This window comes from Streptomyces sp. NPDC018000, from assembly GCF_044328025.1.
In the GTDB taxonomy this organism is placed as follows: Bacteria; Actinomycetota; Actinomycetes; order Streptomycetales; family Streptomycetaceae; genus Streptomyces.
In genome coordinates this window covers 567,659-582,347 of sequence record NZ_JBIRGM010000002.1, presented here as the reverse complement: position 1 = coordinate 582,347, position 14,689 = coordinate 567,659, and the positions used below count along the sequence as shown (strand labels likewise).

The 14,689-nt window shown below is 71.1% G+C and carries 13 protein-coding genes; 6 read left to right on the top strand and 7 right to left on the bottom strand.

The window, feature by feature from the left end; all coding sequences use genetic code 11:
• Positions 1 to 177: 177 nt before the first annotated feature.
• Genes ACH4EW_RS07215 through ACH4EW_RS07205 form a run of 3 tightly spaced genes read left to right on the top strand, consistent with a single transcriptional unit; the run spans position 178 to position 2,982 of the window.
• Complete coding sequence (locus ACH4EW_RS07215) at positions 178 to 2,058, top strand: serine/threonine-protein kinase (RefSeq protein WP_398252611.1); 1,881 nt, start codon at positions 178 to 180, stop codon at positions 2,056 to 2,058.
• 40 nt (positions 2,059 to 2,098) lie between these two features.
• Entirely contained in the window at positions 2,099 to 2,293 is a 195-nt protein-coding gene (locus tag ACH4EW_RS07210) for a hypothetical protein (RefSeq protein WP_398252608.1), read from the top strand.
• On the top strand, positions 2,290 to 2,982 hold the full coding sequence (locus tag ACH4EW_RS07205) for a pyridoxamine 5'-phosphate oxidase family protein (protein WP_398252605.1): 693 nt from the start codon (positions 2,290 to 2,292) through the stop codon (positions 2,980 to 2,982). The genes ACH4EW_RS07210 and ACH4EW_RS07205 overlap by 4 nt, the downstream gene beginning before the upstream one ends.
• Positions 2,983 to 3,050: 68 nt before the next feature.
• Here the strand turns inward: ACH4EW_RS07205 and dnaN are convergent, their stop codons facing one another.
• Positions 3,051 to 4,178, bottom strand: a complete 1,128-nt coding sequence (gene dnaN, locus ACH4EW_RS07200) for a DNA polymerase III subunit beta (protein WP_398252603.1) — start codon at positions 4,176 to 4,178, stop codon at positions 3,051 to 3,053.
• A gap of 377 nt (positions 4,179 to 4,555) precedes the next feature.
• Complete coding sequence (locus ACH4EW_RS07195; RefSeq protein WP_398252601.1) at positions 4,556 to 5,839, bottom strand: adenylosuccinate synthase; 1,284 nt, start codon at positions 5,837 to 5,839, stop codon at positions 4,556 to 4,558.
• 186 nt (positions 5,840 to 6,025) lie between these two features.
• Between ACH4EW_RS07195 and ACH4EW_RS07190 the strand changes: the two genes are divergently transcribed.
• Entirely contained in the window at positions 6,026 to 6,883 is an 858-nt protein-coding gene (locus ACH4EW_RS07190; RefSeq protein ID WP_398252598.1) for a diacylglycerol kinase, read from the top strand.
• A 78-nt stretch (positions 6,884 to 6,961) separates the two neighbouring features.
• On the opposite strand, the gene ACH4EW_RS07185 is transcribed toward ACH4EW_RS07190, so the two are convergent.
• Entirely contained in the window at positions 6,962 to 7,498 is a 537-nt protein-coding gene (locus ACH4EW_RS07185; RefSeq protein WP_398252595.1) for a GbsR/MarR family transcriptional regulator, read from the bottom strand.
• 100 nt (positions 7,499 to 7,598) lie between these two features.
• Between ACH4EW_RS07185 and ACH4EW_RS07180 the strand changes: the two genes are divergently transcribed.
• Together ACH4EW_RS07180 and ACH4EW_RS07175 are read left to right on the top strand one after the other, a co-directional pair.
• The gene (locus tag ACH4EW_RS07180) at positions 7,599 to 8,531 is read left to right on the top strand and encodes an ATP-binding cassette domain-containing protein (protein WP_398252593.1); all 933 of its coding nucleotides are present in this window, start codon (positions 7,599 to 7,601) and stop codon (positions 8,529 to 8,531) included.
• Positions 8,528 to 10,162 (top strand): ABC transporter permease, encoded by a 1,635-nt coding sequence (locus ACH4EW_RS07175; protein WP_398252591.1) that lies wholly within the window; start codon positions 8,528 to 8,530, stop codon positions 10,160 to 10,162. The genes ACH4EW_RS07180 and ACH4EW_RS07175 overlap by 4 nt, the downstream gene beginning before the upstream one ends.
• Before the next feature lie 102 nt (positions 10,163 to 10,264).
• On the opposite strand, the gene ACH4EW_RS07170 is transcribed toward ACH4EW_RS07175, so the two are convergent.
• The 4 genes from ACH4EW_RS07170 to ACH4EW_RS07155 all read right to left on the bottom strand — a co-directional run bounded on the left by ACH4EW_RS07170 (position 10,265) and on the right by ACH4EW_RS07155 (position 14,620).
• A complete protein-coding gene (locus ACH4EW_RS07170; RefSeq protein ID WP_398252588.1) occupies positions 10,265 to 11,494 on the bottom strand; it encodes a cytochrome P450 in 1,230 nt (409 codons plus the stop codon).
• Positions 11,495 to 11,622: 128 nt separating this feature from the next.
• Positions 11,623 to 12,285, bottom strand: a complete 663-nt coding sequence (locus tag ACH4EW_RS07165; RefSeq protein ID WP_398253323.1) for a response regulator — start codon at positions 12,283 to 12,285, stop codon at positions 11,623 to 11,625.
• Positions 12,286 to 12,296: 11 nt separating this feature from the next.
• Positions 12,297 to 13,640 (bottom strand): sensor histidine kinase, encoded by a 1,344-nt coding sequence (locus ACH4EW_RS07160; protein WP_398252585.1) that lies wholly within the window; start codon positions 13,638 to 13,640, stop codon positions 12,297 to 12,299.
• A 104-nt stretch (positions 13,641 to 13,744) separates the two neighbouring features.
• Complete coding sequence (locus ACH4EW_RS07155) at positions 13,745 to 14,620, bottom strand: alpha/beta hydrolase family protein (RefSeq protein WP_398252582.1); 876 nt, start codon at positions 14,618 to 14,620, stop codon at positions 13,745 to 13,747.
• Positions 14,621 to 14,689 lie beyond the last annotated feature (69 nt).

The following is a 14,689-nucleotide window of genomic DNA, read 5'->3' as shown; positions in this document are numbered from 1 at the left end:
ACGCGGGAATACCGGTCGCAGTTGGGCATTTCCAGCCCGGCGCTCGAGGACGGAACCGGACGAGGAAGCACCGGGCACCTCGCAGACGGGCCTGGAACCCGGGCCCGCCGGGGCACGACCCGCGCCGCTATTCTCAACGCGTTCCCGCGTATCGCCGCACGGGGGAGGACGCACACCATGGAAAAGCTCGGTCCCGCCGACCCACAACGCATCGGCGCCTACCGCCTGCTGGGCCGGCTCGGCGCAGGCGGCATGGGCCAGGTCTACCTGGCCCGCTCCGACCGTGGCCGCACCGTCGCGATCAAGCTGGTACGCGGCGAACTCGCCGAGCAGCAGGAGTTCCGCGACCGCTTCCGCCAGGAGGTGCGGGCCGCCCGCCAGGTGGGCTCCGCCTGGACCGCCCCGGTGCTGGACGCCGACACCGAGGCCGCCGTGCCCTGGGTCGCGACCGGGTACGTCGCCGGGCCTTCCCTCCAGGCCACCGTCTCCGGCCGCGCGGGCGCCCGCGCGGGGACGGCTTCCGGCGCGTACGGTCCCCTGCCCGAGCGTTCGGTTCACATCATGGGCGCGGGTCTCACCCACGCCCTCCGGGCCATCCATGCCGCCGGGCTCATCCATCGCGACCTCAAGCCCTCCAACATCCTGCTGACGATCGACGGGCCGCGTGTCATCGACTTCGGTATATCCCGGGCGCTCGACACCGTCACCGACGGCGGCCTCACCCGCACCGGGGCCCTGGTCGGTTCGCCCGGCTTCATGTCGCCCGAGCAGGTACGGGGCGAGAGCGTGACGCCGGCGTGCGATGTGTTCTGCCTCGGCTCGGTACTGGCGTACGCGTCGACCGGCCGGCTTCCGTTCGGGGCGTCCGACAGCGGCGTGCACGCGCAGCTGTTCCGGATCGCGCAGGAGGAGCCGGACCTCACCGGCGTTCCCGTGAACCTCGTCGAACTGGTCAGGGACTGCCTGCACAAGGACCCGGCCGCCCGTCCGACGACGGACGCGGTCCTGGAACGCCTGGCCGGCAGCGATTCGACGGAACCCTGGCTCCCGGGCGTGCTCATCGCCCAGTTCGGGCGCCTCGCCGTCGAACTGCTGGACTCCGAGGATCCGGAGGAGGCGGCCGGACCGGACCCCGTCCCGGGCAAGGCACCCACAGCGCCCGCAGCACCCGCACCGCCCTCCGACCGCCCCACCCCCGAGCCGCCGCCCGGCGCCGTCCACCCGCTCGCCACGATGGCCGACGCGCCGGCACCCGCACCCGCCCCGCCCCTCGGACCGCCGCCCTCCCCCGCGTACGGCTATCCACAGCAGCCGCCTGCCCAGCAGAACTACGCCGGTTACGGATATCCGCAGCAACACCACCAGCCGCCGGTGCCGCCTCAACAGTCCGGCTTCGGCGCCGCGCACCCGCACGGCCACCTCTGTCCCACTGCCGCCCCGCAGCCCGGGCCCGGCCCCGCCCGCCGCGGGCGGGGTTCGACCATCGCCCTCGTCACGATCGCCGTGCTCGTCGCCATCGGCGCGGGCGGGTCCGTCTACGCCCTCATGAACGACAAGGGCCCGGCACCCAAGCCGTCTCCCACCGCCTCATCGTTCTCTTCCTCCCCGGGCTCCCCCGTCACCGACGATCCGTCGTCCCCGGACGCCGGCCCCTCCCCCTCCGACGACAAGAAGAACGACGACAAGAAGAACAGTGACGGCCCCGTCCCGGCCGGCTACCTCGGCACCTGGTCGGGCTCCATCGACAACGCCGCGGGCCACTCCACCCGGGAACTCGTCATCCAGCAGGGCACGGTCGGCCGGACCGTCCTCACCCTCACCGCGGACGGACCGCTCGACAACGGCAGCTCCTACCACTGCGTCTTCCAGGCCGACCTGACCGCCGAACCGTCCCCGAACGGACCCGTCGAGGTCGGCCCCTCCACGGTCGTCGTCGGCGAACCCATGTCGTCCTGCACCGCGGGCAAGCCCACCACGCTGACCTTGCTCCCGGACGGCACCCTGAGCCGGGAAACCCCGGAAACCGGCGAGAAGCTCACGTACACCAAAGCCGACTGATCAGCCCAGCAGCGCGGACACCGCGTTCAGCAGCAACAGGGTGTGGACGCGTGTCGCCGGACCGGTCATCGGCGCTGTCGCCGACGCCACCGCACTGCGGACCGCCCTCGCACCGCTGATCGCCCTGCCCGCCCTCGGCTGGAGTCTCCTGCGTACCCTGACCGAACCCGAGTTGCCCGATGCGGCCACCAACCGCCCGTCGGCCATGCCTCAGCGAGAGGACCCACCACCGTGACCGACACCGTGAGCATCCCGCCTCATGACCGGCAGTTGCCGGAGACCGCGCGCACCCGCCACCGCCGTCTCCGCGAGCAGGGCAGCCTCGACCGCGATGCACTCGATGCGATCCTCGGAGCCGGCTTCGTCTGCCATCTCGGTGTCACCGTCGACGGAAACCTCCTGGTGGTCCCCACCGTGTACGGCACCGACGGCGCCAACCTCTACTTCCACGGCTCCGTCGCCAGCCGCAGCCTGATCGCCTCCCCCGAAGCGACGGTCTGTGTGACCGTCACTCACATCGACGGCCTCGTCCTGGCCCGGTCGGTCTTCGAGCACGGCGTCAACTACCGCAGCGCCATGGTCTTCGGCATGCCCCGTCCAGTCACCGACCCGGACGAGAAGCTCGCGGGTCTGCGCTGCCTGACCGAGCAAGCGACACCCGGTCAGTGGGACTACGCCCGCCGCCCCAGCCGCAAGGAGCTCGCCGCGACGTCCCTGCTCGCCCTTCCGCTGGACGAGGCCTCGGTGAAGATACGTACCGGGGCACCGGACGACGGCGACAGCGAAGACGCGGAACTCGGCCTGTGGGCGGGCGTGCTGCCCTTGCACACGACCTGGGGCGAGCTGGAACCGGACCCCCTGCTGCCCCCGGACATCGAGGCCCCGGCCCATCTGACCCGCCGGGCCCGCACAGCGATGAACTGAGCCGGGCGGGGCGCTCACCGGGCGTCCGGGGAGGGCGTCCGGGAACGTCGGGGGATGTCCGGATCGCGCTACACCAACGGCTTGGCCGACATCAACAGATGCCGGTGGGCGGGGCGCGCCGCCTCGTCCGCCGCTGCCTCCCGGGACGCCCATCCGGTGACCATCGCACGCTGGCCGGGGCCCATCAGCTCGAACCGGACCACGGGCGCGTCGAACGAGGCCAGGGCGTCCGTCAGGTACGAGGGGTTGAAAGCGACCGTCAGCTCGTCGGTGCCATCGAGCATGGCAGGCAGACGTTGGGAGGCGACATCGTCCTCGTAACCCGCCTGCAGAAGCACCGACTGGCCGGAGAACGTCAGTTGGAGCGGACTGCCGCCCTCCGCGACCACGGCGACGCGCTTGACGGCCTCGACCAGAGGCAACCGGTCGGTGACCGCGCAGACGGCGTCCGCCATCGCGAACAGCTTGTCGTGGCGCGGCAGTCGGCCGTCCAGCAGACGAACCGTGGTGCGCATCCCGGCCAGCTCGAAACCGATTGAGCCTTCGTCCAGGGCGAGTTGGACCAATCCGACCCGGCCGAAGGAGCGGGCGATCTCGGTCAGCCTGCGTGCGGAGACCACGACATCGGCCGAGACGTCGTCCTGCCCGGGCTTCCACGTGAGCGTACGCACCGCGAACCGGTAGCGGTCCGTCGCGGCGAGCGTCATCGTGTCGCCGTCGAGCGCCAGCCGGATACCGGTCAGGGTCGGCAGTGTGTCGTCCCGGCCCGCCGCCACCGTCACATGGGCGACGGCCGCGGCGAACTCCTCCGCGTCCACCGCACCGAGCACCTCCGGAAGTGACGGGAGCGCCGGATAGTCGTCGAAAGGCAGCACAGAGAGTCCGAACCGGGCACTGTCACTCGTCAACGAGAACCGTGAGCCCTCGACCGCGCACTTCACCGCGCCCTCGGGCAGCACCCGGCAGACGTCGAGCAGCCGGCGGCCCATGACCAGCACCCTGCCGGCCCGTACGGTCTCCGCCTCCACCTCGATGCACGCGGAAGCCTCGTAATCGAGGCCCGAGATACGCAGCCGGCCGTCGGCCGCCTCCAACAGCAGCCCGCCCAGCACGGGAACGGGCGAGCGCGTGGGCAGCACACGGGCTGCCCAGGCCACGGCGTCGGTCAGTGCACTGCGCTCAATGCGGAACTCCATGGCGGCGGCCTCTCCCGGTCGTCTCTGATCGTGATCGTGAGCCGACACTAGGGGCCACCACTGACAACGGAAGCAGGAAAGACGGTCGCGGACGACGACAGCGGCCACCCCCGTGAGCCGCTGCCGTCGTCCCAGGAGCGCAGGGGCGCAGGGGCGCAGGGGCGCAGGGGCGCAGGGGCGCAGGGGCGCAGGGGCGCAGGGGCGCAGGGGCGCAGGGGCGCGGGGGCGCGGGGGCGCAGAAGCGGAGGATGCGTGCACGCGCGGGAACGGGCCGACGACGTACTGCGCTCGTCCTCGACCACCGGCACCCGCATGTCTCCACGGCAGGAGCTTCGCGGGCGCACCACATGTCGTGATGCGCCCGCGTCCCGGTCGGCCTACAGGAAGGAGTTGATCTCGATGGTCTCGGTGCGGCCGGGACCGACACCGATCGCGGAGATCGGGGCGCCGGACATCTCCTCCAGCGCCTTCACGTACGCCTGCGCGTTCTTCGGCAGGTCGGCGAAGGTCTTGGCCTTCGTGATGTCCTCGGACCAGCCCGGCAGCATCTCGTAGACCGGCTTCGCGTGGTGGAAGTCGGTCTGGCTGTACGGGAGCTCCTCGACGCGCTTGCCGTCGATCTCGTACGCGACACACACCGGAATCTGCTCCCAGCCGGTCAGCACGTCCAGCTTGGTGAGGAAGAAGTCGGTGAGACCGTTGACCCGGGTCGCGTACCTCGCGATCACCGCGTCGAACCAGCCACAGCGACGGTCGCGGCCGGTGGTGACACCGCGCTCGCCGCCGATCCGGCGCAGCGCCTCGCCGTCCTCGTCGAACAGTTCCGTCGGGAAGGGGCCGGCGCCGACACGGGTGGTGTACGCCTTGAGGATGCCGATGACCCGGCTGATCTTCGTCGGGCCCACACCGGCACCGGTGCAGGCGCCGCCCGCGGTCGGGTTCGACGAGGTGACGAAGGGGTACGTGCCGTGGTCGACGTCGAGCAGCGTGCCCTGACCGCCCTCGAAGAGGACGACCTTGCCCTCGTCGATGGCATTGTTCAGGACCAGCGTCGTGTCGGCGACGTACGGCTTGATCTGCTCCGCGTACTGGAGCATCTCCTCGACGATCCTGCCGGAGTCGATGGCACGGCGGTTGAAGACCTTGGCGAGGAGCTGGTTCTTCTGCTCCAGGGCCGCCTCGACCTTCTGCTCCAGGATCGACTCGTCGTAGAGGTCCTGGACGCGGATGCCCACACGGTTGATCTTGTCGGCGTACGTCGGGCCGATGCCACGGCCGGTCGTGCCGATCTTGCGCTTCCCGAGGAACCGTTCCGTCACCTTGTCGATCGTGACGTTGTACGGGGTGATCAAATGGGCATTACCGCTGATCAGCAGCTTGGACGTGTCCACGCCGCGGTCGTTCAGCCCACTCAGCTCGGAGAGCAGGACGGCCGGGTCGACAACGACACCGTTTCCGATGACCGGGGTGCACCCCGGCGAAAGGATTCCGGAGGGGAGGAGATGAAGTGCGTACTTCTGGTCACCGACGACCACCGTGTGGCCGGCATTGTTGCCGCCTTGGAAGCGCACCACATAGTCCACGGAACCACCGAGGAGATCGGTGGCCTTCCCCTTGCCCTCGTCACCCCACTGAGCACCGAGCAGCACAAGTGCGGGCACAGGCGTACACCCCTTCCGGGCGGGGCATGTCCAAGGTCAGGGGGCGTACGTAAACGTCGTACATGCCGTACGACGATGTACGACAGGGCCTGAACCGTCGAACCGGGTGCCCCGGTATAGACGAAGCCCCTGGCGCAATAGCGCAAGGGGCTCTTGCACCAAGATGCTACCCGAGGAAGGACCGAGGTGTCGGCTGCCCAGCCCCCCGGCGACGGTGCGCACCAGCTGCTGGTGGTCATCGACCCGGTAGCCCGCCGGACCGACGGCGAGTCCGTCCGTATCGCGAAGGACGTGCTCAGCGCCGGTTCGCACGCCAAGATCTGTCTGCCCGACGGGCCGGAGGAGTTCGCGCGGGCCTTGTCCCGCCGGGGCAGTCGGCGGCCGGTGGTGGTCGGCGACGACCGGGCGCTGCGGCGGGCGGTGGCCCTGCTGCACCGGGAGCGGGAGCCGGCCCAGGCCACGCTCTCGCTGATCCCGGTCGGCGCCGTGGCCGCGCTGGAACTCGCCCATTCGCTCGGCGTGCCCCTGGGCGCGGTGGCGGCGGCGCGCACCGCGCTGGACGGCGCCGTGCGCAGGCTCGACCTGCTGGTCGACGACAGCGACGGCGTCGTCCTGGGCGCGCTGCGCATCCCGGCCTTGAGCGCGCTGCCGAGCGCGGTGGCCGCCCGTACGGGGGTCACGGCGGTCTGGGACACCTGCCGGTCCCTGGTCCGCACCCTGGTGCACCCCACCCCGCCGGCGCCTGCCGCCCCGCCCTGTACGCACCGGCTGCGGGTCGAGGCGGACGGCGTCCTGCTGAACGACCTGGACCGCCCGGTCGAGTCGGTGACGGTGGCCTCGCAGGGCGGCGACGGGGGCCTCGCGGAGGTGGTGATCCGCACTCCGGCGTCCGAACCGGTCACGGCGGAGGCGAAGGCCGTCACGGTCTCGGGCGCGGACTTCCGCTACCGCGCGGACCTGCAGGTCGGCGGCCCGGTCCGGACGAGGACATGGACGGTGCGGGCGGGGGCCTGGGGACTGATGCTGCCGGTGGCCGAGGGGTAGCCTCCGGCGCGGGCCGGAAGGACGGGGCGGGGTCCACCGGACGGTGCGGACAGGCCGGGGCGGGCGCCGCCCACTTCGTCAGGGGCGCCCGCGCTCGTCGGCCACCGGGAGGTCGAGTGTCTTGCGGTGCTCGCGCCAGCGGTCCATCATGCCGCCCAGCTCCGACTGCAGGAACTCGAAGAACGCCGCTGTCTCGGCGAGCCGGGCACCGGCCGGGGTGTGCTCGCCCAGGGTGCGGACACCGCCCTTGAGGGTGTTCTCCCAGCGGGTGAGGACCCGGTCGCGGTTGGCGAAGGTGGCGTACCAGACCTCGTTGTGCAGGCGGTAGCGGTCCCGGCGCGAGCCCGGGTCGCGTTCGCGGCCGACCATGCTGACCTGGGTGAGGTAATTGACCGCGCCGGACACGGCCGCCGGGCTGATCTGCAGCGCCATGGCGAGCTCGGCGGAGGTCATCGACCCGTCGTCGTCCGCGAGGAGCGCGGCGAAGACACGGGACGCCATCCGCTGCATCCCCGCCTCGGTCATGTCGGACGCGAACCGCTCGACGAACCGCGAAACCTCCTCCGCGTCCCGCTCGTCGCGCATGCTCTGTTCGGTTTCGCTGGTGCTGGTCATGACCCGCTCGTCTCCCCTGATTCCCCGGCCCCCGCCAAGTCCCAACTTTATACGCTTCCTTAACTTCACAATTTTGTGAAAGTAGCGTACCTTCAGAAACATGACGAATGCAATCACGGTTGCCGGGCTGCACAAGTCGTTCGGCCGGACGCGCGCGCTGGACGGCCTCGACCTCACGGTCGAGGCCGGTGAGGTCCACGGCTTCCTCGGACCCAACGGATCCGGGAAGTCCACCACCATCCGGGTGCTGCTGGGGCTGCTGCGGGCCGACTCCGGCGTCGCCCGGCTGCTCGGCCGCGACCCGTGGAACGACGCGGTCGAGCTCCACCGGCGGGTGGCGTACGTCCCGGGTGACGTCACGCTGTGGCGCAACCTCTCCGGCGGTGAGGTGATCGATCTGTACGGGCGGCTGCGCGGCGGCCTCGACCGGACCCGGCGCGCCGACCTCGTCGAACGGTTCGAGCTCGACCCGACGAAGAAGGGGCGTACGTACTCCAAGGGAAACCGGCAGAAGGTCGCGCTCGTCGCCGCGTTCGCCTCCGATGTGGATCTGCTGATCCTGGACGAGCCGACGAGCGGTCTCGATCCACTGATGGAAGAGGTCTTCCAGGACTGCGTCGCCGAAGAACGTGCGCGCGGGCGGACGATCCTGCTGTCCAGCCACATCCTCAGCGAGGTCGAATCGCTCTGCGACCGGGTCAGCATCATCCGCCAGGGGCAGACGGTGGAGACGGGCTCGCTGGCGGACATGCGCCATCTGACCCGTACGAACATCAGCGCCGAGCTGGCCGGTGCTCCCAACGGGCTCGCGCATCTGCCCGGCGTCCATGACCTCGACGTCCAGGGCCTGCGGGTCACACTCCAGGTCGACACGGACAAGCTGGACGCAGTCCTCAAGTCGCTCTCCGCATCGGGGGTACGGACGCTGACCAGCACCCCGCCCACGCTGGAGGAACTCTTCCTGCGTCACTACGCGGCCGACGCAACGGGCGCGTCGGCCAACGGCGAGGGTGTGGGGGTGGCGGCACGATGACTGCCGTGGCCATGAGCACACCGGCCGGTGCAGAACGCCGGACCGGGCCGGGTACCAGGCAACTCGCCGGCACCTGGCCCCTGCTGAGGCTCGCGCTGCGGCGCGACCGGATCATGATGCCGATCTGGGTGATCACGCTCGGCGCTTCCTTCTCCTCCGTCGCGAAGTCCCTCGCCTCGCTGTACGACACCGCCGCCGGGCGCGCCGAACTCGCCGCGTCGATGAACGCCAACAGCTCGCTCCGGGCGCTGTACGGACCGGTCTTCAACGACTCCATCGGCGGGCTCGTCAGCTGGCGGATGGTCGGCTTCGGCGGAGCGCTGGCGGCCGTCATGAGCCTGATCGTCGTCATCCGGCACACCCGGGAGGAAGAGGAGACCGGCCGTCAGGAGATGCTCTCCTCCGCCATGGTGGGCCGCCGCGCCCCGCTGACTGCCGCGCTCCTTGCCGCGCTGATCGCCAACGCCGCGCTGGCGCTGTTGATCACGGCCGGTATGGCCGGGTCCGGCGCGGGCGGCGCCGGAGCGGTGGCGCTCGCGCTGTCGGTCGCCGGGATCGGTGTGCTGTTCGCCTGCACCGCGGCGATCGCCGCACAGTTCACCGAGAGCGCACGGTTCGCGAAGGGACTCACGGCGGCGGTGATCGGTGCCGCGTTCGTACTGAAGGCCGCGGGCGACTCGGCGACGGACGACGGCTCGTCCGTACTGACGTGGCTCTCCCCCATCGGCTGGGCGGAGAATGTGCGCGCGTACGCGGACGAGCGCTGGTGGGTGCTGCTCGTCATCGCGGCAGCCGTCGCGGTGCAGGCCGGCCTCGCGTACACCCTGGCGGGCCGGCGCGATGTCGGCATGAGCTTCCTGGCGACCCGGCCCGGGCCCGCGCAGGGGCGGATCTCCACGGCGTTCGGTCTTGCGCTGCGGCTCCAGCGCGGTTCGCTGATCGGGTGGACGCTGTCGTTCGCCGTGGTCGGTGTCGTCTTCGGCGGGCTGACCGGCGGGGCGGCGGATCTCGTCGGCGACAACGCGAAGACGCAGGAGATCTTCGAGCGGATGGGAGGACAGTCCGGGCTGACCGATGCGTTCCTCGCAGCGATGGTCTCCATGCTCGGGATGGTCGCGGCGCTGTACATCGTCGCGACGGTGCTGCGGCTGCACGGCGAGGAGACCGCCGGGCGCGCCGAACCGGTGCTGGCGGGCGGGGTGAGCCGGATCGGGTGGGCGGCCGGTCATCTGGCCATCGCCTTCGGCGGTGCCGCCCTGATCATGGCGGTCGGCGGCCTCGGCCTGGCCGTCGGCTACGGCCACGAACTCCCGGCCGTGCTGGGTGCGTCGCTGGTGCAGCTGCCGGCGATCTGGCTGCTGGGCGGAGTGGCGGTCCTGCTGTACGGGGCGCTCCCGAGAGCGGCGGTGGCGTCCTGGGGCGTGGCCGGGGTCTGTCTGGCACTGGGGTGGATCGGGCCCGCCATCGACCTGCCGCAGCCGGTGATGGACATATCACCGTTCACGCATCTGCCGAAGCTGCCGGGGGGCACGGGGATGGAATGGGGTCCGGTACTGGTGCTCACGGCGGCTGCGGTGGTGCTGGCGGGAGCCGGGGTGGCGGCGTTGCGCAGACGCGATGTCCTGACGTGACGCGGGGGCAGGGCTGCCCCGGTTGCAACCTCCCTGCGGTGCACCCGCGTCACCCGGATCATGGAGCGCACCGCGCCCGGCCCGCCCCGCCTGCTCACCCCGTCACAGCTCGACGCGCAGTTCCTTCAGGCCCCTGATCACATAGCCCGGGTTCCACTCCGGCTCGGCCGCCAGTCGCATGTTCGGGGCGCGGCGCAGCAACTCGCCGAAGGAAGCGGTCAGTTCGACCCGGGCCAGCGGGGCGCCCAGACAGAAGTGGATGCCTGCGCCGAAGGTGATGTGGGGGTTCTCCCGGCGGGCCAGGTCCAGGGTGTCCGGTGCCGGGAAACGGGCCGGGTCGCGGTTGGCGGCGCCGAAGAGCAGAGCCACCTCGGAGCCACGCGGAATGACCGTGCCGTCGATCTCGATGTCGTCGAGGACCCAGCGCTCGAACATCTGCAGCGGAGTGTCGTACCTCATCAGCTCCTCGATCGCCGTCGGCAGCAGCCCGTGGTCGGCGCGCAGGGCTGCCAGCTGCTCGGGGTGGCGCAGCAGCGTCCACCAGCCGTTCACCGTGGTGTTGACGGTCGCCTCGTGGCCCGCGTTGAGCAGCAGCACACAGGTGGAGATCATCTCTTGCTCGCTGAGCCGCTCCCCTTCGTCGTGGGCGGCGATGAGCGCGGAGATCAGATCCGTACCGGGGTTCCTGCGCCGCTCCTTGATCAGCTCGCGCAGATACGCGGAGAAGTCGAGCGAGGCACGGACGGCGGCACGGGCGGTGTCGTCGGACGGATTCAGTTCAAACATTCCGCAGATCGCCGCCGACCATGGCCGCAGCGGGGCACGGTCGGACTCCGGGATGCCGAGCATCTCGGCGATGACGGCCACCGGCAGGGGTTCCGCGACGGCCGTCAGCAGATCGCCGCCGCCCGCCTCGACGAACGAGTCGACCAGCCCGGCGGCCAGCCGCCGCACGGTCGGGACGAGCTGCTCGACCGTACGCGGAGTGAACGCCTTGGAGACCAGGCGCCGGATCCGGGTGTGATCGGGGGCCTCCAGGTCGAGGAGCCCCTGGCCGTTGAGGGTGTGGAAGGGCTCGTGCTCGGCGGGCGGCGGCGTACGGCCGAACTCCTCGTGGGTGAAGCGGTGCAGATAGGTACGGCCCAGGCGGCGGTCACGCAGCAACGCGGACACATCGCCGTGGTGCGGGACGAGCCACTGGTCGGCCGGCTCGAAGTAGTGCACCCGGCCGGTGGCACGCAGCGCGGCGTAGGCGGGGTACGGGTCGGCGACGAACGCCGGGGACCAGGGGTCGAAGGGGGCTTCGGCCGCGGAACGTGAGGACAGGTGCATATGTGGACGCTAACCGGGCCCGACAGCCGCCGACCAACCACCCCCTGGCCATGCCTGCCACCCGCCCCTGGGCCCCGCCCCGACCACCCACCCCGGGCACCGGGCTTCCCCCCGGGCCCCGGGACTGCTCAGGAAGGCGTGACCAGCCGGGCCTCGTACGCGAAGACCGCCGCCTGCGTGCGGTCGCGCAGCCCCAGCTTCACCAGGATGCGGCTCACATGCGTCTTGATGGTGGACTCGGCGACCACCAGATGCGAGGCGATCTCGGCGTTCGACCGGCCCTTCGCGATGAGGACGAGCACCTCCGTCTCGCGCTCCGTGAGGTCGCCGATCCGGGCGAGGGCGGGCGGCCGCGGGGTCTCGGCGAGCTTCGAGAACTCGTTGATCAGCCGCTTGGTGACGGTCGGGGCGAGCAGCGCCTCGCCGGAGGCCACCACCCGTACCCCATCGGCGAGTTGACGGGCGGAGGCGTCCTTGAGGAGGAAGCCGGACGCCCCGGCGCGCAGCGCCTGGTACACGTACTCGTCGAGGTCGAAGGTGGTCAGAACCAGCACCTTGGCGTCCGCGTCGGCGGCGACGATCTCGCGGGTGGCCTCGATGCCGTTGAGTTCCGGCATCCGGATGTCCATCAGCACCACATCGGGGCGCAGCGCCGCGACCTGCGCGATGGCTTGCCGGCCGTCGACGGCCTCGCCGACGACCTCGATCCCCGGCATGGCGTTGAGCAGCACCGAGAAGCCCTCGCGGACCATCATCTGGTCGTCGACGATCAGCACCCGGATGGCCGGGATGGTGGGGATGGTCACGCCTGTTCCGCCTGTTCCGCCTGCACCTTGTGCGACTCACCCGTATCGCAGGCGGGTTGGACGGGGATGAACGCGGCGATCTCGTAACCGCCCTCCTCCGTCGACCCGGCCGTCATGTCGCCGTTCAGCATCGCGACCCGCTCCCGCATCCCCGTGATCCCGTGACCGGCCCCAGGCGAGGGCTTCACCAGACCGGTCGGCGGCCCGTTGACGACCCGCAGACCGAGTCCGCCGAGCACATAGCCGATCTCCACCTTGGCGGTGGCGCCCGGCGCGTGCCGCAGCGTGTTGCTGAGAGCCTCCTGAACGATCCGGTACGCCGACAGCTCGACGCCCTGCGGGAGTTCACGCACCGCACCGGTGACGGTCTTCTCCGCCTCCAGGCCCGCCTCGCGCACATTGGCGAGGAGTCCGTCGAGCTGCGCGAGGGTGGGCTGCGGGGCGTCCGGCGCCTGGTAGTCCTCGGCCCGTACGACGCCGAGGACCCGGCGCAGTTCGGTGAGGGCGGCGACCGCGTTCTCCCGGATCGTGACGAAGGCCTGCTCCAGCTCGGGCGGCGGATTCTCCACCCGGTACGGGGCGGCCTCGGCCTGGATCGCGACGACCGACATGTGGTGGGCGACCACGTCGTGCAGCTCCCGGGCGATGGTGGTGCGCTCCTCAAGCAGTGTGCGCCGGTCGCGTTCGACGGCGGTCACGGTGCGCTGCACGGTCACCTCGCGCTCCGCGTCGCGACGGATCTGCACCACAGTCACCAGCAGCAGCGCGAACGCGGAGGCCAGGGCGAAGGCGGAGGTGGTGGAGGAGGGGTGCAAGCCGCCGCCGACATTGTCCATCACGGTGCCGAGCAGCGCGGTGAAGCCCCACATCCAGGCGGCGGTACGGGGCCGGGTCCGGGCCGCGACCACCACCAGCACCGTCAGATGCGAGAGAGAGGTGCTGGGCGTCCATGGCCAGGAACCACCGTCGGCGAACGCCGCGAACGGAGTGAGAGCCAGCGATATCCAGAACGCGCCGACCGGCCTGACCAGCGTCATCAGCACGGCGGCCGCCGGGACCAGCACGAGCGGGACGACTGCTACAGCGAAACGCGGAGCGGAGCCGGTCGAGGCCAGGCCTATGAAGGCCACGAACAGCGCGGCTGCGCCGACCAGCGCGTGAGGTGTCCACGCGATCCGCTCACGCATTCGCTCCGACAGTTGCCGGAGCAGCGGCCCGTCGGTCCGCATCCGCTCCAGCGGACGGTACGCGAAGGCATCGTGGAATAGGTCCTGCCGCAGGCCGCCCAACGCCCCCGCGGCCAGTCGGAACTCGGGGCTTCTGCTCTTGGTCTCGGTCACGTTTCCAAGGTAGGGGCCGGATCGGCCCGGGTCGTCAGCAGTGATACGGATCCTGCGCCGTCCGTCGCAAGTACTACGGTGCCCGTACCGCCGCCGGTCCCCGCTCACCAGGCCAGCTGGGCGAGCTCCTCCGCCACCACCGCGCACGCGTCGGTGGCCGGGTCGATCAGCGGGAAGTGGCCGACGCCGGGCAGCAGGGTCAGGCCCACCGTCTCCCCCGCCTTCGCCGCCGCGTCGACGAACGCCTCCGAGACGGCCTGTGGCACATCGATGTCGGTGGTGCCCTGCACCACGGTGGTCGCAATCCCGGTGGGCAGCAGCACGGCCGGGTCGGCGTGCGGGGCCCGTGCCTCGAAGTCCTCCTCTCGGCCGAGGAATTGACCGACCGCCCCAGAGCACACGTCCAGCTCGACGGCCGTGGTGAAGTCCGCGATCGGTGCGAGGGCGACGACACCCCGCAGCGGCGGCGGTACGGGCAGCCGCCACGGCGAGTCCTCGGGCAGTACGTGCCGGGCGGCGGCCCACAGGGCGAGCTGTCCGCCGGCGGAGTGCCCGGTGACGACGATCCGCCGGGCGTCGGCCTGCGGAATTTCCCGGGGCAGCAGGGCAGGCAGCGCGTCCATCGCCGCGGCGACATCGTCGAAGGTCTCCGGCCAACGGCCCGCGACCGGACCGGAACCCCGCTGCTGCGGAATCTCGCTGCCGCACCGGTACTCGACACTGGCGACCGCGAAACCGCGCCGGGCCAGGAAGTCCGCGAACGGCGACACATGCTTCCGGTCGTACGGCGCCCGCCACGCCCCGCCGTGCACGACGACCACGACCGGCGCACCGGTCCGGCCGTCGCGCGGGGCGTAGAAGTCGATCACCTGGTCGGGGTGGCTGCCGTAGGCGGCGGTTGCATCGGGGGCGACCGGTGGGCGCGAGAGTGCCGACTCGGTCTCGGCTGCGTCACGATCACGCGCGGAAGAATCCGACATGCTGCTCAACCGTCCTGTATCCGAGCCCAACAGCTCAACAACCCAACAGCCCAACTGGCCTGACCTGCG

Bases quoted from the DNA above. Each gene is read 5' to 3' on its own strand.
- ACH4EW_RS07215 (WP_398252611.1), top strand. From the start codon at position 178: ATGGAAAAGCTCGGTCCCGCCGACCCACAACGCATCGGCGCCTACCGC.
- dnaN (WP_398252603.1), bottom strand. From the start codon at position 4,178: ATGGAGTTCCGCATTGAGCGCAGTGCACTGACCGACGCCGTGGCCTGG.
- ACH4EW_RS07185 (WP_398252595.1), bottom strand. From the start codon at position 7,498: ATGACCAGCACCAGCGAAACCGAACAGAGCATGCGCGACGAGCGGGAC.
- ACH4EW_RS07180 (WP_398252593.1), top strand. From the start codon at position 7,599: ATGACGAATGCAATCACGGTTGCCGGGCTGCACAAGTCGTTCGGCCGG.
- ACH4EW_RS07175 (WP_398252591.1), top strand. From the start codon at position 8,528: ATGACTGCCGTGGCCATGAGCACACCGGCCGGTGCAGAACGCCGGACC.
- ACH4EW_RS07170 (WP_398252588.1), bottom strand. From the start codon at position 11,494: ATGCACCTGTCCTCACGTTCCGCGGCCGAAGCCCCCTTCGACCCCTGG.
- ACH4EW_RS07155 (WP_398252582.1), bottom strand. From the start codon at position 14,620: ATGTCGGATTCTTCCGCGCGTGATCGTGACGCAGCCGAGACCGAGTCG.